Origin of the sequence: Enterococcus sp. AZ035, from assembly GCF_050548325.1 — a bacterium.
In the GTDB taxonomy this organism is placed as follows: domain Bacteria; phylum Bacillota; class Bacilli; order Lactobacillales; family Enterococcaceae; genus Enterococcus; species Enterococcus faecalis.
In genome coordinates, this window is record NZ_CP172958.1 from 2,662,886 (window position 1) to 2,680,484 (window position 17,599).

The 17,599-nt window shown below is 39.5% G+C and carries 17 protein-coding genes; 4 read left to right on the forward strand and 13 right to left on the reverse strand.

Translation table 11 applies throughout. The annotated features are described in order from the left end of the window. Nucleotides 1-164: 164 nt before the first annotated feature. The 3 genes from menA to pplA all read right to left on the reverse strand — a co-directional run bounded on the left by menA (nucleotide 165) and on the right by pplA (nucleotide 3,377). Nucleotides 165-1,112: a 1,4-dihydroxy-2-naphthoate polyprenyltransferase gene (menA, locus tag IGL32_RS12715; RefSeq protein WP_002398519.1), complete on the reverse strand. Its 948-nt coding sequence runs from the start codon at nucleotides 1,110-1,112 to the stop codon at nucleotides 165-167. A gap of 13 nt (nucleotides 1,113-1,125) precedes the next feature. Next, the gene (locus IGL32_RS12720) at nucleotides 1,126-2,193 is read right to left on the reverse strand and encodes an FAD:protein FMN transferase (RefSeq protein ID WP_002354751.1); all 1,068 of its coding nucleotides are present in this window, start codon (nucleotides 2,191-2,193) and stop codon (nucleotides 1,126-1,128) included. A 254-nt stretch (nucleotides 2,194-2,447) separates the two neighbouring features. After that, nucleotides 2,448-3,377 (reverse strand): extracellular electron transfer flavoprotein PplA, encoded by a 930-nt coding sequence (gene pplA, locus IGL32_RS12725; protein ID WP_002378870.1) that lies wholly within the window; start codon nucleotides 3,375-3,377, stop codon nucleotides 2,448-2,450. A gap of 277 nt (nucleotides 3,378-3,654) precedes the next feature. Here pplA and IGL32_RS12730 point away from each other — a divergent pair, with 277 nt between their 5' ends. From IGL32_RS12730 to IGL32_RS12745, 4 genes are all read left to right on the forward strand, one after another. After that, complete coding sequence (locus tag IGL32_RS12730) at nucleotides 3,655-5,601, forward strand: NAD(P)/FAD-dependent oxidoreductase (protein ID WP_002354747.1); 1,947 nt, start codon at nucleotides 3,655-3,657, stop codon at nucleotides 5,599-5,601. Between the two features lie 217 nt (nucleotides 5,602-5,818). Continuing rightward, complete coding sequence (locus tag IGL32_RS12735; protein ID WP_002358956.1) at nucleotides 5,819-6,241, forward strand: NusG domain II-containing protein; 423 nt, start codon at nucleotides 5,819-5,821, stop codon at nucleotides 6,239-6,241. 11 nt (nucleotides 6,242-6,252) lie between these two features. After that, nucleotides 6,253-6,810, forward strand: coding sequence for a Gx transporter family protein (locus IGL32_RS12740; protein ID WP_002354743.1), 558 nt, complete (start codon nucleotides 6,253-6,255; stop codon nucleotides 6,808-6,810). Nucleotides 6,811-6,847: 37 nt separating this feature from the next. After that, on the forward strand, nucleotides 6,848-7,834 hold the full coding sequence (locus IGL32_RS12745; protein ID WP_002358954.1) for a polyprenyl synthetase family protein: 987 nt from the start codon (nucleotides 6,848-6,850) through the stop codon (nucleotides 7,832-7,834). Nucleotides 7,835-8,320: 486 nt separating this feature from the next. Here IGL32_RS12745 and IGL32_RS12750 read toward each other — a convergent pair whose 3' ends face one another. The 10 genes from IGL32_RS12750 to IGL32_RS12795 all read right to left on the reverse strand — a co-directional run bounded on the left by IGL32_RS12750 (nucleotide 8,321) and on the right by IGL32_RS12795 (nucleotide 17,451). Continuing rightward, the gene (locus tag IGL32_RS12750; protein WP_104866497.1) at nucleotides 8,321-10,369 is read right to left on the reverse strand and encodes a hypothetical protein; all 2,049 of its coding nucleotides are present in this window, start codon (nucleotides 10,367-10,369) and stop codon (nucleotides 8,321-8,323) included. Between the two features lie 452 nt (nucleotides 10,370-10,821). Next, a complete protein-coding gene (gene folP, locus IGL32_RS12755; protein ID WP_002386219.1) occupies nucleotides 10,822-11,613 on the reverse strand; it encodes a dihydropteroate synthase in 792 nt (263 codons plus the stop codon). Next, on the reverse strand, nucleotides 11,606-12,199 hold the full coding sequence (locus IGL32_RS12760) for a non-canonical purine NTP pyrophosphatase (RefSeq protein ID WP_002379022.1): 594 nt from the start codon (nucleotides 12,197-12,199) through the stop codon (nucleotides 11,606-11,608). Before IGL32_RS12760 ends, folP begins: the two co-directional genes overlap by 8 nt. 3 nt (nucleotides 12,200-12,202) lie before the next feature. Beyond that, nucleotides 12,203-12,772 (reverse strand): GTP cyclohydrolase I FolE, encoded by a 570-nt coding sequence (folE, locus tag IGL32_RS12765; protein WP_002383148.1) that lies wholly within the window; start codon nucleotides 12,770-12,772, stop codon nucleotides 12,203-12,205. Then, on the reverse strand, nucleotides 12,766-13,251 hold the full coding sequence (gene folK / locus IGL32_RS12770; protein ID WP_002354734.1) for a 2-amino-4-hydroxy-6-hydroxymethyldihydropteridine diphosphokinase: 486 nt from the start codon (nucleotides 13,249-13,251) through the stop codon (nucleotides 12,766-12,768). Before folK ends, folE begins: the two co-directional genes overlap by 7 nt. Then, entirely contained in the window at nucleotides 13,252-13,614 is a 363-nt protein-coding gene (folB, locus tag IGL32_RS12775; protein WP_002354733.1) for a dihydroneopterin aldolase, read from the reverse strand. 197 nt (nucleotides 13,615-13,811) lie between these two features. Next, on the reverse strand, nucleotides 13,812-15,161 hold the full coding sequence (gor, locus tag IGL32_RS12780; RefSeq protein ID WP_002354732.1) for a glutathione-disulfide reductase: 1,350 nt from the start codon (nucleotides 15,159-15,161) through the stop codon (nucleotides 13,812-13,814). An 86-nt stretch (nucleotides 15,162-15,247) separates the two neighbouring features. Next, nucleotides 15,248-15,646, reverse strand: a complete 399-nt coding sequence (locus tag IGL32_RS12785; protein ID WP_002358946.1) for a hypothetical protein — start codon at nucleotides 15,644-15,646, stop codon at nucleotides 15,248-15,250. Nucleotides 15,647-15,668: 22 nt separating this feature from the next. After that, nucleotides 15,669-16,808 (reverse strand): helix-turn-helix domain-containing protein, encoded by a 1,140-nt coding sequence (locus tag IGL32_RS12790; RefSeq protein ID WP_002370166.1) that lies wholly within the window; start codon nucleotides 16,806-16,808, stop codon nucleotides 15,669-15,671. After that, complete coding sequence (locus IGL32_RS12795; RefSeq protein ID WP_002354729.1) at nucleotides 16,786-17,451, reverse strand: hypothetical protein; 666 nt, start codon at nucleotides 17,449-17,451, stop codon at nucleotides 16,786-16,788. Before IGL32_RS12795 ends, IGL32_RS12790 begins: the two co-directional genes overlap by 23 nt. Between the last annotated feature and the right edge of the window lie 148 nt (nucleotides 17,452-17,599).

Genomic DNA, 17,599 nt, shown 5'->3' on the forward strand with positions numbered 1-17,599 from the left:
CCAAAATCCCCTGACAAAATTTTAAGATTCCGCTCTTTTTAACAAGAAAAGCTCAAAATGTTAGCAACGAATACTAACATTTTGAGCTTTGTTTGATTGTTTTGAAGTAGGCACCTGAAAAAAAACAGTATTTTTTTCGCCCAGCCCGCTATTTTTCCGCAAGACTAACCAAGTAAGGCGCTAATGAATAGCCCTAAGGCATAGGTGCCATTGAAAACCATTAAGTTCTTAATGGAATGACGGAAACTTTTTGGCTGCGGCAATTCTTGCTTAAACGTTTGAATATTTTTCCAAATGACAGGCAGAGTGGCAAACGTGATTAACACAGGCCATTGATAAATACCACTAATGAAGCCGAATAAAATCACCAGATAACCAGCTAACGCTAACACTTGAAACAGCACAATCCCCGCTGGGCGCCCAATATAATAGACTAATGTATAACGGTGGTTCTCAATATCCGTATCTAAGTCCCGTAAATTGTTGGCGAGCATGATGTTAGCAATCGAACAGACCAAGGGCAAGGACGCCACGACAATCGCAAGCACCGCCCAGAGATTGCCGTCTAAGCGAAAGGCGCCACTGGCGAAATCAACCGTTAAGTAAAACGGCGGCTGGTTAACCACGTTCAAGTAAACGGTTAAGACGAAGATGCCTAAGCCCATCGTGAAGCCACTGAAAATTTCCCCCAAGGGCATGCGGGATAACGGAATCGGTCCATACGTGTAGAAAATCCCGATGAAGCAGCAAATCCCGCCTAATACGAGGAAGAGCCAGCCTGTTTGAACCGTTAAGTAAGCACCCACAACGGCAGTGAAGGCAATCATGGCGAAAATCATGTTGCGGACCAGTTGTGGTGAAACGCCTGATTGTCCGATAATATTTTCTTCATATTTATAGACGTCAGATTTGGCTTTTTTGAAGTCCATGTAATTATTAATGGCGGTGGTGGCCATATCAAAGACCACCATGCCAATGAAGAAAACCAGCGTGTTGCCCCACTGAACTTCCCCGAAATAGGTCATTGAAAACAAGACCCCGATAATGAAGGGAAAGAGACTGGCTAGCTTCGTCTGAATTTCCACTACTTTTAAAAACACATTTAAAGACATTTTTAGTCGCTCCTTATTTCAAATCGGCCCGATTCCCCATCGTATAGCCAGAGTCTTTGCCGATTTCAAAGTTGCCTTCGATATCTTTGCTGATGTAGACTTTGTCGTCTTTTGTGACGAAAATGGCATCGGTTCCTTTCAGACTTTCGACATATTCTAGTCCTTTTTTGACGCCCATTGAGAAGACGGCTGTTGAGAGACCATCACCATCGATGGATTTGTCGGTGATAATGGTGACACCCGCGATGTCGTTATCAAACGGATAGCCAGTTTCACGATCGAAGAGATGGTGGTATGTTTTGCCATCGACTTTTAAGTAGCGTTCATAAATTCCTGATGTGACTAAGGTTTTGTTGCTTTCTTTGACTTGACCTAAGACTGTGTTGCGGGCTTTATTCGGATCTTGAATGCCGACTGTCCAGTCCATGTCTTTGCCACGTGGGCTGTGTCCTAAGACGTAAACATTCCCGCCTAAATCGACGATAGCGGTGGTGACGCCGTTGTCTTTGAGGACTTTCACGACTTCGTCGGTGATGAAGCCTTTGGCAATTGCGCCTAAATCCAATTGCATGCCTTTTTCTTCAAGGTAAACGGTTTGCTCTTTGTCGTTGAATTTGACTTTCGTGTAATCGACAAGTTTCAAGGCTTGATCAATTTCGGCTTGGCTTGGTTTGCGGGCATCATCGAAGCCAATGTGCCACATAGAGGTGATTGGGCCAATTGCCATGTCAAAGCCGCCGCGGGAGTCTTTGCTGTATTCATAGGCTTTTTTCAACAAAGGATACAAGTCATCTGAGACTTTGACTGGTTTCACGCCTGCTTCTTGGTTGATTTCATCAATTTCTGAACCTGGTTGGTTGACGGTGATTTTATCGCCTAGTTCTTTGACACGGGCAAAGGCTTTCGGTAAGACGTCTTCTTTGCCATCATCGTAGATGCGAATTTGAACGTAGGTACCAAGCATTGTTTGACGGTCAGAGTATGGTTCTGTATTAATTTTCGCTTCTGGTTTTGAGGAACAAGCAGCTGCCACAAACAGCACTGCTAGAACACTCACCATGAGCAGAAGTTTCTTTTTCATAGGATTCCCTCTTCTTTCCTTCTTTAATTAAAAAATAAGTTCTCTTGCATAGTAGCCTTTTTTGGAAAAAATGAAAAGTCTTTCTCTTGGAAATTCACAAATTTCTGTGAAAAAATTTGTGAAATGATGGACAGAACTAGCGAAGAAAAAGGGGCGGGAAAGTCAGCTAACCGACTTTTTCCCAACCCCTCAATGGTGTCAAGTACTTGCTGAAAAGCATTTCAGGAACTACTTCACGATTCATTTATTATTACTTATTTTGTTACGATGTTGTCAACAACGATTTCAGTTGTGTCGCCTTTTTCAGCAGCGTTCACTAATTGTTGTGCGTAGTTGATGAATGAATGTGTGCTGTGTGTTGCACCAGTTACTACTTCAACACCTGCAGGTGATCCGTCTTCTTCGCCCATTGCTTTAACAAATTCTTTGTTTAATGTTTCGATATATTCTTTTGGTCCAACGCCAGCAACGTCTTTCATTTTGCTTTCGTATTCAGTGTCATCTTTTTTAGATTTGCCGTCAGCGTTCACGTTATCGTAGTTAGATTCAGTCACTTTACCATCTTTCACAGTCATTGAGAATGTTGTGTGGTAGCCGTTTGAGTCATTTTTTTCTTTCAATGAGTACGTACCATCTTTCAATGTTGCCCCATTGTCGATTTCGATTGTGTCTGTGTTACCAGCTTGTGCTGCTTGGATTAATTGTTGTGCGTAGTTTTGGAATGATTCAGATGAATGAGTCGCACCAGTTACTACTTCCACACCGCTTGCGCTTTGTGCTTTAACAAAAGAATCGTTTAATTGTTTGATGTATTCTTTTGGTCCAACACCAGATTTTGCTTTCATGCTTTCTTCATACTTAGTGTCTTCTGTTTTAGACTTGCCGTCAGCATTGATGTTGTCATATTTAGATTCAGTGATTTTGCCGTCTTTTACAGTCATTTCAAAGACTGCACGGTAACCATTTTTTTCATTTTTTTCTTCTAATTTATACGTACCATCTTTTAAATCGCCACCGGCAACTTTTTTCGCTGGTGCTGATGATTCCGTTGATTTTTTCGTTTCTGAAGATGCTGCGCTAGAAGAGTTCGTTGTGTTGTCTTTCTTGTCTGCACCACATGCTGCTAATACTAAACTTGATAATGCAATTGCCGCAAAACCTTTAACAAATTTATTCACTTTCATTGATAGTCACCTTTTCTTTCATGATTTTCACAAACATCAAAAGTTTGTGATACATTACACATTATAATGGTTTTAAAAACGTTGTCAAGACCATCCCCTAAAAATATTTACATTTCGGTCTTTTTTTCATCAAAAACTCATCGTTGGAGTAAATTTGTTGACAATTAAAATTTATATTAGACAAATTCGTGAAATACTTATATAATGTTAGTCGATTGTGTACTTATTAATCATTATCACTATTTTACTACTTACAATATTAAGGAGCGGATTGTCAATGACAAAGCAAAATATTGTCGTTGTAGGTGCTGGGTATGCTGGCGTTTCAGCTACTAAATTTCTAGCAAAGAAATTTAAAAAAGATACGGACGTAACAATCACATTGATTGATCGCCATTCTTACCACACTATGATGACCGAATTGCATGAAGTAGCAGGCGGACGTGTTGAACCAGAAGCAATTCAATACGACTTACAACGTTTGTTCTCACGCAAGAAAAACGTAAAATTGGTAACAGATACTGTTACTGGAATCGACAAAGAAAACAAAGTTGTGAAAACTTTAGCAGGTTCTTATCCATTTGACCAGTTAATTCTGGGTATGGGTGGCGAACCAAACGACTTTGGAACACCAGGCGTGAAAGAAAATGGTTTCACCTTATGGTCATTTGATGATGCAGTGAAAATTCGTCATCACATTGAAGCAACCGTTGCTAAAGCAGCCATCGAACCAGATGCTGAAGTACGCAAAGCAATGTTAACATTCGTTGTCTGTGGTTCTGGTTTTACTGGGATCGAAATGGTCGGCGAATTAATCGACTGGAAAGATCGTTTAGCGAAAGATGCCAAAATTGATCCAGACGAAATTACATTAATGGTTGTTGAAGCAATGCCAACCATCTTAAACATGTTATCTCGTAACGATGCTGCCAAAGCAGAACGTTATCTAGAAAAGAAAAATGTTCAATTATTATTGAACTCACCAATCGTTGAAGTTGCAGCAGATCACATTAAATTAAAAGATGGTTCTGAAGTACCAACGCATACGTTAATCTGGACAGCTGGTGTGAAAGCAACTTCTGATGCCGCTGACTTTGGTTTAGAAGCAGCACGTGGTAGTCGTTTAGTTGCGAATGAATACATGCAAGCAAAAGGTTACGAAGACAAAAACATTTATATCATTGGTGACTTGGTTTATTACGAAGAAACACCAAACACACCAACTCCTCAAATCGTTCAAGCAGCTGAACAAACAGGTCATACTGCGGCTGCCAACATCGTTGCAGATATTAAAGGCGGCGAAAAACACGCCTTTAAAGGAAACTACCAAGGATTCATGGTTTCCATCGGCGCGAAATGGGGCGTTGCCAACTTATTCGATAAAATTCATTTGAGTGGTTTCTTAGCCATCATTATGAAACATATCGTTAACTTGAAATACTTCTTTGATATTCGTTCTGGTTACTACATGTTCCAATACATTATGCACGAAATCTTCCATATTAAAGATGATCGTTCTGTTGCTCGCGGACATACGTCTCGTTACGGCAATGTCTTGTGGAGTGTTCCGCTACGTGTCTTCTATGGTATGGTTTGGTTAGTCGAATCAATGAAGAAAATTGTCGGCAACGGCGATTACTTGAAACCAAGCACTTGGTTTGGTGACGGTTCTTGGTTCACAGATAAAGTCGTTTTCCCATTCCCTTGGTTACAAGAACAAGTAACAACAGGTGCTTCTCAAGCAACTGAAACAGCAACAACTGCTGCAAGTGGTGCGGCGGATGCGGCGGCAAGCGGTGGTGCCGATGCGGCAACACAAGCAGCGCACTTTGGTTTAAGCTACGCTTACGGCGAAACACCAATGCAAGTGTTTGATCACATGCCTAAATGGTTCGAAAGCGTAATGAAATTTATGATGCCAAACCAAGAAGTTGCTTTGTTCATGCAAAAATTCATGACAATCGTTGAAGTATGTATTGCTTTAGCATTGATTGCTGGTTTATTCACTTGGTTATCAAGTGCTGCTACAATTGGTTTAACAATTGCCTTCTGTTTATCTGGCATGTTCTATTGGGTAAATATCTGGTTTATCTTTGTCGCTTTTGCTTTGATGAACGGTTCAGGCCGTGCTGTCGGTTTAGACCGCTGGGTAATTCCATGGATTCAACGCAAACTTGGTAAAGCGTGGTATGGTACCCCGAAAGCTAGATACGGCGGTAAGTAAGCAATCGATAATCGATTGACAACTACGAGCAAAAGCTGAGACACATGTCTCCAGCTGACTATCATAGGATTTAGTATGTGGGACAGCAGTCAAGCATGACTTTTGTCCCACATATTTTCTTTTATATAATATGGTGGCTCAACTGGAAAAGAATACTTCTTTTCCGTTCATTATGTTATGATAGACAAGAAAAAAACACCAAAGGAGAGAGAAGAAAATGACGATCAAAGAATTCATTAAGAAAAGTCGCTTGAAAACATGGGACGTTATTATTATTGCTGTTTTAGTTCTTGGTTCTTTTCTGCCCCTTGTTGTTTTTGCCATGCAAAACCGTGGTCAAGAAGCGGCTACGTATCAAGCAGTCTTGAAAGTAGACAACAAAGTAATCAAAGTCTTTGACTTAAAAAAGGACGGCCCGCATTATACATATAAATACGAAGCAAAAGACGGTGATTACAACCTGATTGAAGTAGATGGTGATCGTATCCGCGTGAAGGAAGCCAACTGTGCTGACTTAGTGGATGTTCGGCGAGGCTGGATTTCCAAACCTGGTGAAACCCCGATTGCCTGTCTACCCCACAATTTGTTTATCACCGTGGAAGCTTCTGATGGGAGTGAAGACGGTAGCTTAATTTATTAAGCACGACAACTATGAGCAAATTACACAAGAATATTTATATTGCTATGCTCGTTGCCCAAGGGGTCATTATTGGTTTAATCGAAAATATGATTCCTTACCCTTTCGCATTTGCTCCTGGGGCAAAGCTCGGTCTAGCAAATTTAATTACCATTATTGCGATTTTCACCATGCGTAAGCGTGATAGTTTTTTCCTAGTCTGTTTACGTTTGATTTTAACGACATTACTGGGCGGCACACTTTCGACCTTTTTCTATAGTGCCAGTGGTGCCTTATTAAGTTATTTCGGCATGTTGCTTGTCAAGCAGCTGGGGCCAAAACGGGTCAGCATTATTGGGATTAGTGCCGTTGGTGGTTTCTTACACAACGTTGGTCAGTTGCTAACGACCTCTTTCTTTGCTCATTCGTGGGCGCCGATGCTGTACTTGCCATTTTTATCTCTGTTTGGGTTACTTTCGGGGATTGCCATTGGGATTGCCGCTAATTATTTACTACAACATGTCCAGACGTTACGAAAATTCCAACTGAATTATGAACAAACAACGAAACATAAGTGGAGTCAATTTTTCTAATTGAAAACCTGTCCGCCACAATTAAAGGAGTCATCTTATGAATATACATCCTATGTGGAATACCTATCCTACGTTATCAAAAGAATTAACAACTACTCTTCGCTTGATGGAACAAGCGGTTCAAATCGATAATCAAGAAATTCAAGCTGCTGTCCATGACATGATTCATTCTGGCGGCAAATTGCTACGTCCAGCCTACCAACTGTTGTTCTCTTATTTTGGTGAACAGCGGGACCCTAAAAAGGCGACAGCGTTAGCGGCTTCCATTGAATTACTGCATACCGCCACGTTAGTTCACGACGATATTGTCGACGAAGCCGATACGCGTCGTGGCTTGCCAACATTGCGTTCGCGCTTTGGCAATAGCACAGCCGTGTATACAGGCGATTATCTTTTTGTTTGCTGTTTCAAGCTCTTATCTGATTATTCTTCTTCATTAAAAAGCATTCAATTAAATTCGCGCAGTATGGAAAAAGTCCTGACTGGTGAGCTTGGTCAAATGGACAATCGCTATAATTTCGAGGTAACGATTGACCAATATTTAAAAAATATTTCTGGGAAAACAGCGGAACTGTTTGCGCTAAGTTGTTTTGTCGGTGCCTATGAAAGTGGCACCTCCCAACGTTTTGCCAAACGTTGTGGTGAAATCGGCGAAAATATCGGACTGGCTTTTCAAATTATTGATGATATTTTGGACTATACACAAACTGCTGATGCTATCGGCAAACCCGTCTTAGAAGACGTACGTCAAGGCGTGTATTCTTTGCCCTTGATTTATGCACTTGAAGCCAATCGTGAAGTCTTGTTGCCACTTTTAATGAAAAAAGAAGCCTTGACCGATGAAGAAACACAGGAAATTTATCGTCTTGTCCATGAACTAGGTGGCGTAGAAAAGGCCCAACAATTAGCCACTCATTACACAGAAAAAGCGCTGAAAGAAATCAGCAAACTTCCTGAAACAAAGGCCCAAGCGAAAGAACAATTGTATGAAATTACACAAACGATTTTGACAAGAGAAAATTAAAGAAGCCGCTAAATCCTATTGAGGATTTAGCGGCTAGCTTTTTAGGTGATACCTTGCTATAATAAATACGAAGAGAGCGTACTAGACATACGCTCTCTGGTAGACCGTTTAAGACGGTAGCTTGATTTTAATACGGAAATAAACCCGTCAATCTTCGCTAAAGGTTATGACGGGTTTATTTTTTGTCGTTTTTATTACTGATTTTGACAATTAATGTTGCGAAAGCAATCGCAAGCATCAATGCTTCAAAGACAGTCACTGCTATTCCTTTCTAGGGAAAGAGCAAACAAGCAAAAACATTGGCAGTCCCCCTTTTTTGAGAAATTGCCACCGTCATAAACTTCCTACTTGTGTAGTATAACACATTTGTACTTTGTTAGAAGGCGCTCTCTTTAAAAAAGTAGGAGCCCCAGAGAGATCTATAAAAAAGTGTCCAATTATCTATTAATAGATCTTTGGACACTTTTTTCTTATTAAACAAAGGTTTTATTCTGGCGCATCTTCCAGAGACCATCGCAATACTCCACTATACCTTCCGACTGGATCAGAAGGAAAAATCGTCAACTGAAGTTGTTTGGTCAAATTAGCGGTAGCGTTGCCGCTTCCTTGCAAAATAGGTTGGCTATCTGCATTAATTAGAACACGCTGATTCTTCTCACCATAACTTATTCTTTTGTCGAGTAACTCACCGCTTTCGTTCTTTAACGGTTGTTCTTCTTTTACTTTAATTGTCCACCGACTTTTATCAAGTTTGCTTGTATCTTCAATGCGGATTTCTTTATTTGTAATAGAAGAAATCATTGTCTCTGTTGCGGGAATTTCATTCACACCAAAATTAATTGTATCAGGTAAAATGAGCTTGGGCCCAGCTTCTTTTTGAAGAGTCCGACTGTCTTTTTCTGACTCTTGATTGTTCTTATCTTTTATATAAAAGAAAACCTCTCGATTCAACCAATGTTCAGGAAAAGTATACGTAACTTTATCAACAACCGATTCTGGCGCATCTACATATTTTTTTAATTCTTTTTCTTCCGTGCCACACTTCGCTATTAAAGTTATATTGGTTGATGGATCATGAGAAAATGAAAAAGTAACTTCTCGCTGATTTGTAAAACGTGAGACCAATAGCGGATTTTCTTCATCCATCAATTTGAATTGTAATAACTTCTTTTCACGATAACGATGAATAATTGTTTGCTCCTCTGGAAGAAACATTCCTTGATCTTGTTGGGTCTTAATTGGTTCATAGCCAGCTATTTTGGGATACTGATTAGACAAGTCAAAAGGCGTGGTTAAAATCCCTTCTTTTGTGACTGGTTCATGAATAGCATTATCTTGTTCATTTAAAAACACAGCCGTTGCTTTCCCCACATAATTCACACTGGATGTAGCAGTCGTTTCCTCTAAATTTTCTCCATCTAAAAGAGTTCTTGCACTAAACGGCAAGTCTAATTTTCCATTTGAAATGAGCGCCGTATCGACTGGATTTTGAGTCCCTTGCCATTTCAAGTAAACTTTATATTGTAATACGGTATCGTAGAGACGACTATCTGACAGATTTTTTGTCATAATTTGGACATTTTCACCATCTGTTTGGCTAGTAAATAAATCCGTTAAATCTTCTCCTTTAAAGTCTGTAACTAAGACTTTGTCAAATTGATATTGCTTTGTTTGATTTACTTGGTTCAGGTTAACGTTTACAACCATTTGACTAGGTTTTGTCCACTGATCAATATTGGGAATGGTCTGTTGCACATTTAAACAAACAGCCGTCTCTGCATTTTCAAAATAAGTATCCATTGCGTAGGCTGGTGGAAATTCTGGTTTTGCCAAAAAATCCGTAAAGTAAACAATGGATGACGGCGTTGTGTCATTGTTGTGGACTACAAACGTAACAGTAGAAATACTTTTGGTCGTCATTTCAAAACGCTGGCGAGGGTCCCGCCAAGGTACCCCTGCAGTAACGTTTTTTAGATATAACCAATAATCATCGTCTCCGCCATCCCACGTATCGTAAAGAATATGTGTAGGATTTTCCGCATATAAGGCATCAATTATCGTTCCAGGGTTTTTATAGCCAACATATTTGTTTGAATTTAACCCATAGTAATTAAATGCTGTTTTTATCGTTAAGGGCTGACCATAATTATCAACAAAATCATAGGTAACCAGCATTTCGCCTTTAATCGTAATTCCTAAAAAATAGCTTTCAGTAAAACTAATTGATCCTCCATCCAAATTACTTTTATTCCGTTGTAATGTAACTAATAAATTAACTGCTTTTCCTTCATAGAACCCCACATTTTTTACTAATGCTTTACTTTTATTTGTCGTTCGACTAACTGCCATGTAGTTTGAATACACTTCGCCTTCAATTGGTTCGACGGATGTATTTTCGCCGTAATGCATAATAAATGTGTTTGCCGCTGGTGTAATCGATTGATTTGCCCAATGGAAATAGCCCAGTTCTGTTAATGGTCTAGGAGCAGCCTCTACTTTTTCAACTCCTAAAAAGATTCCTCCAACTATCCACAATAAAATCAATAAATAGTTATGTTTTTTCAATTGAGATTACAACCTCCTTACTTTTACTTGTAAAAAATAAAATAAATATTAAATAACAATTGATATTATTTGAAGATCCAAAGACAATTGTAATAGAATTTCTATGCTGTATCTACTCTAAAATATTTCTTAAAAATACCTAAAAAACGAAAGCTTATTTAGCAATCGACTTTCCCGTTTCAACTTAGCATAATAAACACGATAAACCTGAAGAGGTCAGGACAGAACCAATTAGTTCCGAAGGCGTTGGTTCTGTTTCTGCCGTTTATTAGGTTGCGAACGTTTAAGACGTCATCTTTAATTATAATCAACCTTCGGTAAAAGTTATGACAGGTTTATTTTTTATTACTGATTTTAGCAATAGACTAAACAGACCGACCATCAAAAAAGATGGTCGGTCTGTTTAGTCTATTGGTCTACCTTTACTCCTTCTCCGACAATGCTCGCCAGACATCAAATGTTTGTTTTAAGCCTTGGACATTATGAACACGTAAAATTTCTACGCCTTGTTGTGCTGCATACAAGGAAGCAGCGGCTGAACCAAAATCACGGTTGGCTGGTTCTGGTTCGTTCGTTAAAGCGCCAATGGTTCGTTTGCGAGAAACGCCGTATAGTAACGGATAATCTTGGTAGCGAAAGGCGTTAGGATCTTTTAACAGTTGAAGGTTTTCTGCGACAGTTTTATGAAAGCCGATCCCTGGATCGAAACAAATTTTTTCTAAGGAAAGGCCGTATTTTTGGCATTGTTCAATTTTTTCTGTATAAAATTGGTGTAACTCTTCTTTTAAAGAAAGAGATTGGCGTTTTCTAGAATGCATAATCACAACTTGGATTTCAGGATATTGCGCGAGGACTTCTGCCATCCCCGGAGTGTCTAATCCTTTGATGTCATTAATCATTGTGGCGCCAGCTTGGATCGCGGCTTCCGCTACTTCGGGATAGTAGGTGTCCACAGAAATCGGCGCTAGAGAAGTCTCACGTATTTTTTTTATTAACGGTAATACTCGGTCTGCCTCAACTTGTGGAGAAACTTCTTCGTAGCCAGGACGTGTGGATTGGCCGCCAATGTCTAAAATATCGGCCCCCGCTTCTAGTAAATGAAGCGCATGTTGATAGGCCACGTCGACCGTTGTGTAGCTACCGCCATCAGAAAAAGAGTCGGGGGTCGTGTTGACAATCCCCATAATTTGGTAATTCTTTTTTAAATCAATCATTGTCACATTGCTCCTTTATCTGCTGAATCATCTTTCGTAAAGCCCGTATTCTAGGACTTATCTTCATTCGTTCACTCGTGGACAACTCCGCTAAGGTTTTGCCTCGGTCTGGTAAATAAATAATCGGATCAAAGCCATAACCGCCTGTACCGCGCGGTTCAACTAATTCACCAGTCAAAGTGGCTTCCGTTTGCAACAGTTTGTCGTCATTGAGTACATAGACCAACGTGGCTGATAAGGTTAACTCTCGGGTCGACTGTTGCCCTTCAAATAAGTGCAACAGTTCGCGGTTCTGTTCTTCCGGATTGGCTGAATGGAAAAAGCGGCTTGTATGAATACCTAATAAATCAGGAAAAGCAGTTAACGTTAAGCCGCCATCATCACCTAACACTGGGCGGCCAATTAATTGTTGGAAAAAGCGAGCTTTTAGATAAGCATTTTCAGCATACGTAGTGCCAGTTTCTGCAGGTTGTTCTTGACTGGTTGTATACTTTCGATAAGAGACAAGTCGAATAGCGGGGTCCTTAAGTCCTGATTGCATTTCTTTTAACTTACCTTGGTTATTCGTGCCAACAATGATTTCCATTTTCTAACGTATCTCCATTAAAAATTGATTTTTCCACTCTTGTTCTTTAAATAGTCCGGTAAATTGAAATGTTTTGGTGCTACTTTGTGGTGTTTTCACGCCGCGCATCGTCATACACATATGTTCCGCTTCAATGGCTACTGCAATGCCTTTGACGGGAATATTTTCTTGGAGTTTGCGGGCAATTGTCACTGTTAAATCTTCTTGAACTGTGGGACGTTTGGCACAATGTTCTACTAATCTTGGTAACTTGCTTAGTCCCAATACTTTGCCACCTTCTGGCAGATAAGCGACATGTACTTTTCCATAAAATGGCAATAAATGGTGTTCACACATTGAATAAAAGGCAATATCTTTTACTAGAACCATTTCGCCTTCATTTAAGCTATCAAATAATTTATAATCGTCAAATTCAGGTTCGGTTAATCCACTAAAAACTTCTGCATACATTTTAGCTACGCGTTTGGGTGTATCAATGAGTCCTGCCCGTTGAGTATCTTCCCCCACTGCTTCTAAGATTGTGGTAACTGCCTGCTCAATTTGCGCTTGTTTTTCCTGCTCCATCTCTACCATTCCTTTTCGCTTACTCGCACTTCTTCTTGATTGCCACTGCGCTGAATCCACGTAGCTATTGGCGCGCCCAATAGTTGTTCCTCTGCGTAAACATCACTTAAGGGAATCAAAACAAATGACCGTTTTGTTAATTCTTGATGAGGAACTTGTAAGTGGGGCAACGTGACTGACTGCCCCCCTAATAATAAAATATCAATATCAATAATCCGCGGACCCCAGTGAATTAATTTTTTACGTTTCATTGCTTGCTCAATCCCTTGGGTAACAGCCAATAACTCTTCAGCGGTATAGCTAGTATCAATCTTCAATACGGCGTTCAAAAAATCATCTTGGTCTGTATAGCCGTAAGGATCCGTTTCATAAAGTTTTGAAGAAGCCACGACCTGAATCTGCGGGTCTTCGTTTAAATAATTGCGGGCTTTCACTAAATTTGCGTATGGATCGCCGACGTTACTACCTAATGCTACATAGCCAATCATCTATACTTCTCGCTCCATTTCAATTTCAATATTGTCAAAAAGCCCGGGCATCGGCACACTATATTTTCTAATTTTAATGATAATTTTGTTCAATTGTTCTTGATAATCTGCGGAAATATCATCTAAAATAGCACTCGCTAAACCTTCGATTAAATCGTACGAGTGATTGTTTACTCGTTGGGCAATCAATTCATTCACTTCGGCATAATTGACAGTTTGAGTGACATCATCTGTTCGCCCTGCCTCAGCTAACGACAACTGCATTTCAAGGTCGATTTCTACTTGCTGTCCTAGACGTTTTTCTTCTGCCAAAACACCATTTTTTGTGAAAAATTTCAAGTTGTTGATTCTAATTTTATCCATCCTCTAACTCCCTACCCTCTGTTTTGCTGATTTTTTTAATCATAGCATATTTCTTGGAAAAGTCAGTAGTTAAAAGATGGAAAAGTGGTTATTGGTATGATATAAAAAATTACTTTTTACGAATCAAATAGTATAACTCGTGTATTCAAAAAAGAGCGTTGCATCAGCAACGCTCTTTTTTGGGGTTTATTCGCCTTTTATCGCATTGTTACAAATTCTTCTGAGCCTGTTGGATGAATCGCAACAGTATTATCAAAATCAGCTTTGGTCGCGCCCATTTTAATAGCGACTGCAAAGCCTTGTAGCATTTCGTCAACACCGATGCCGATGCCATGCAAACCGACAATTTTTTCTTCTTTGCCGACACAGATTAATTTCATGTCGCATTTTTGACGGTATTCTCCTAAAGCAAAATACATTGGTGTAAAGCTAGAGCGATAGATTTTCACTTGGTCTTCACCATATTCTTCAAGCGCTGCTTTTTCCGTCAAGCCAATTGTCGCAACTGGTGGATGGGTAAAGACCACCGTTGGCACCAAGTTATAATCCAGATATAAATCGGTTTGTCCGTTAAATAAGCGTTCAGACAGGCGCCGACCAGCGGCAATCGCGACTGGCGTTAAGTCGATTTTACCAATGACATCGCCGACTGCGTAGATGCCATTTTGCGTGGTATTTTGGAATTTATCTACTTTGACGTAGCCTTTTTCATCAAGGGCTACTTTCGTATTTTCTAAGCCTAATTGATCCGTGTTCGGCTGACGGCCTGTCCCGAAAATCACGGCATCTGTCGTGATTGATTCACCATTTTCAAATGTAATAACGTACTCATTCTGCGCCGTTTTTTCAATTTTAGCTGGTGTTGCATTCGGATGAATTTGCATGCCCATTTCTTGATAGCGTTCTACGACTTTTTCAGAAAGCATGTCATCAAAGCTTCGTAATGGTCGTTCATGACGGAAGGCCCAATGTGTTTCTGCGCCTAAGCCATGTAAGGTTCCTGCTAATTCGGCTGCGATGTAACCCGCACCGACAAAGACCACACGTTTTGGCATTTCTTCTAACGCAAAGAAGCCGTTTGAATCTAAGGCATATTCTTCTCCTGGAATACCTAGTTTTTTCGGACGACCACCTGTCGCGATTAAAATGTGCGGCGCCGTATATTCTGTCCCATTGACTTCAATTGTTTGCTCCCCAGTAAACGTAGCGTAACCATGGATACGTTCAATGTTGTTACTGTCTAAACCACGATTATACGCACCATGTAAGAAGTCAATATATTTTTCACGATTTTCAACTAATTGTTTAAAGCTAAAATTTTTGATTTCAACATCAAACCCGTAGCCTGCTGTGTCTCTTTCCATCATTTCCATCATGCTGCTGGCTTGCCACATGACTTTTTTAGGCACACAACCAACGTTGACACAGGTCCCACCAATTTCGTTGCCCTCAATTAAAAGGACGTTAGCTCCGTGCATTCCTGCGCGGTTAGCAGAAGCAATCCCGCCACTACCGCCACCAATAACAATATAATCATAGGTTTTCATTTATTCTGGCTCCCTTTCAATTTGAACTTTCTCCCTTATTATCGCAAAAAATAGCAAAAAAAGACAGTCGTATTACTTACTTTTGTTTAGTTTTCTGCTGCTTCTGTTTCATGGATTCGTTCCGTAAAAGCACTGGGGGAAAGGAATTCAATCGTAGCATTGTCGAAGGGAATTCCTAAATCTTCTTTCGTTACGTTTGGGTTCATTGTAATGACGTAAAGTGTTTTGCCTAAGGAAAGTGCAATCCCAATTTCTAAATAACTTAGTCGGTCAAAGTCACCATTAATAAAAACGTAGGTTGCTTCGTGAAGATACCGTTTTATCACTTCAATATCTGTAAACATTCCGGTTTGAACACAATCTGCTAACCCGAAGCCCACTGCACCCATACAGCCATGCTCATCTTCAAACAGCTGAGGATCTACCAAAAGGTCCGTTTGAATACGAGGGTTTTGACCAATTTGGTAGGCGAATAATTTAGCCATAGTTATTCCTCTTTCTTTTTGATTACTCGTTAGAACGTAATAATTCAAGAACAATTTCTGTTTTGTCCTGCTCCGTTTGAATAGCTGTTCCTAATATCTTTTCTATTTCTTCTTTAGGTAATTTAAAAGCTTGATTTAGTTGACTTGCAGGAATGACTTGGTGCTCTAAAATCATGTGGTAAACTTTTTGGAAAACTTCTGGCTGTTCGATAGTCAGTTGTTCATCGTAAGGCTCTTTCGTTTTCCATTTATTTTTAGCAATTCTTTTATTTAAATAGAGACGTTGATCATCATTAATTAACGCTAATGTGTATGTTTTTTGAATCATTGATTGAAGAGAAACTTTCCAATACTTTTTCAAATCAATATAGTATTCTAACGAAATAGACAAGAGCGAATCAGAAAAAGCCGCTGAAGGAAGGAGAAAATGCGCAGCAAATAGATTTGCTTGATACTCAATAATGTTCTTTAATTCTGTTTGCGAATACTCATGAATACTTTCAACACCGTTGTGTAATAAAATATGTCCTAGTTCATGCGCCACGTTAAAACGACGACGGACAGCAGATTCATGATTATCTGTGAGCATAATAAACGGCCGACCAATCATCCAACGCGAAACCGCATCTAGTGTTGGATTGGACATGTTGGCTTCTGAAATAATCACACCATTTTGTTCAGCCAACTGAATGAGATTAGGGACTGGCGAAATCAAGTCTAAGCCCCAAATTTTCCGTAATTCCTCAGCCTTTTTCACAATTTCTTCTTCTGTGATTTCATAAATACTCTTTTCAATTAATTCTGGTAAACAAACTTTGGGAAAGTTCACATATGTTGCTAATACTTTATACACTTCTTGCACATATTTTAACCGCTCTTTTTGCATATCTCTTACTTTCTTCGTTGCCGCACTTCGGCTTCTAAAAAAAGTTGCGCCTGAATACAATTCAAATGTATCTGCTGAAAAGAAACTACGGGGAAATTGTAAAACAGAAATTAGTTTTAATATGCTATCTGCTTTAGGAATTGTTTTTCCCGATTCGTAATTCGAAATCATTTGCCTAGATAGCTCTGCTTTTTCGGCTAATTCTTTCATTGTTAATCCTCGTGCAATGCGAGCCGAAGTTAATTGCTTTGGATTAAAAATCAACCTCTCGTTCATTTTCTAGTCCTCTCCTTATCAGTTCGTCAGCGGTTGACGTAAAAGTCAAATGTAGGTCCTTACGAACTTCCTCTGGATTTTTTAAAAGAACTGGTGCCTGCGTAATATCAATTTGGTCAATCCAACGACCAACTCCAATATCTGGTAACCCTAATCGAACAAAACGTAATTGATGATTCGATCCGCCATAAGTTAGTAATAAGAATGGCGGTTGATTGGCATCATAATACTCATTTAAATCTTCTGGTTTGTCAAATAAATTATACTGCTTATTTAATAAGCTCCCACGATTTCTAAATAATGCCTTTTTAGGAACTGAAGCTTCTGATAAAACTTTCGCTGGCGTTAAAATTGCGCCTTTGGTTTCAATCATTAAGTACGTATGGCCATTGACATATCGACTACTAGCTTTGTCAGCTATTTCATGTGGGATTGCTGATGAAGTTAACACTTGTTTTAAACCAACATCAACCAATCCATGCCGAACGTGTCCCCAAACTTTTTTCATTTCTGCTCGTTGAAAAATAGATTCTCTTTCTGTTAGCTCCATTAAGTAGCGATATGCTTCTCTTATGCTTAACGATAAAACACCAACCATTCGTGCATCACAATTTCTTTTTAAATGTTCTTTTAAAATACTCATTATTTTCTCTCCTTTTTTCATAACACCCCAACAACATACCATGTTAACATTTTGCCTTTTCTAAAAAAATATGTCAACACAAAAAAATGAACTTAGGAAGGTAAGTCATTTCGACTTACCTTCCTAACTCTGAATTTTAAAATAAACG

What these genes read in the sequence shown, in the direction of transcription:
- menA (WP_002398519.1), bottom strand. Translation starts at nt 1,112, where the DNA reads ATGTCTTTAAATGTGTTTTTAAAAGTAGTGGAAATTCAGACGAAGCTA.
- IGL32_RS12720 (WP_002354751.1), bottom strand. Translation starts at nt 2,193, where the DNA reads ATGAAAAAGAAACTTCTGCTCATGGTGAGTGTTCTAGCAGTGCTGTTT.
- pplA (WP_002378870.1), bottom strand. Translation starts at nt 3,377, where the DNA reads ATGAAAGTGAATAAATTTGTTAAAGGTTTTGCGGCAATTGCATTATCA.
- IGL32_RS12730 (WP_002354747.1), top strand. Translation starts at nt 3,655, where the DNA reads ATGACAAAGCAAAATATTGTCGTTGTAGGTGCTGGGTATGCTGGCGTT.
- IGL32_RS12735 (WP_002358956.1), top strand. Translation starts at nt 5,819, where the DNA reads ATGACGATCAAAGAATTCATTAAGAAAAGTCGCTTGAAAACATGGGAC.
- IGL32_RS12740 (WP_002354743.1), top strand. Translation starts at nt 6,253, where the DNA reads ATGAGCAAATTACACAAGAATATTTATATTGCTATGCTCGTTGCCCAA.
- IGL32_RS12745 (WP_002358954.1), top strand. Translation starts at nt 6,848, where the DNA reads ATGAATATACATCCTATGTGGAATACCTATCCTACGTTATCAAAAGAA.
- folP (WP_002386219.1), bottom strand. Translation starts at nt 11,613, where the DNA reads ATGATTGATTTAAAAAAGAATTACCAAATTATGGGGATTGTCAACACG.
- IGL32_RS12760 (WP_002379022.1), bottom strand. Translation starts at nt 12,199, where the DNA reads ATGGAAATCATTGTTGGCACGAATAACCAAGGTAAGTTAAAAGAAATG.
- folE (WP_002383148.1), bottom strand. Translation starts at nt 12,772, where the DNA reads ATGGTAGAGATGGAGCAGGAAAAACAAGCGCAAATTGAGCAGGCAGTT.
- folK (WP_002354734.1), bottom strand. Translation starts at nt 13,251, where the DNA reads ATGATTGGCTATGTAGCATTAGGTAGTAACGTCGGCGATCCATACGCA.
- folB (WP_002354733.1), bottom strand. Translation starts at nt 13,614, where the DNA reads ATGGATAAAATTAGAATCAACAACTTGAAATTTTTCACAAAAAATGGT.
- gor (WP_002354732.1), bottom strand. Translation starts at nt 15,161, where the DNA reads ATGAAAACCTATGATTATATTGTTATTGGTGGCGGTAGTGGCGGGATT.
- IGL32_RS12785 (WP_002358946.1), bottom strand. Translation starts at nt 15,646, where the DNA reads ATGGCTAAATTATTCGCCTACCAAATTGGTCAAAACCCTCGTATTCAA.
- IGL32_RS12790 (WP_002370166.1), bottom strand. Translation starts at nt 16,808, where the DNA reads ATGAACGAGAGGTTGATTTTTAATCCAAAGCAATTAACTTCGGCTCGC.
- IGL32_RS12795 (WP_002354729.1), bottom strand. Translation starts at nt 17,451, where the DNA reads ATGAGTATTTTAAAAGAACATTTAAAAAGAAATTGTGATGCACGAATG.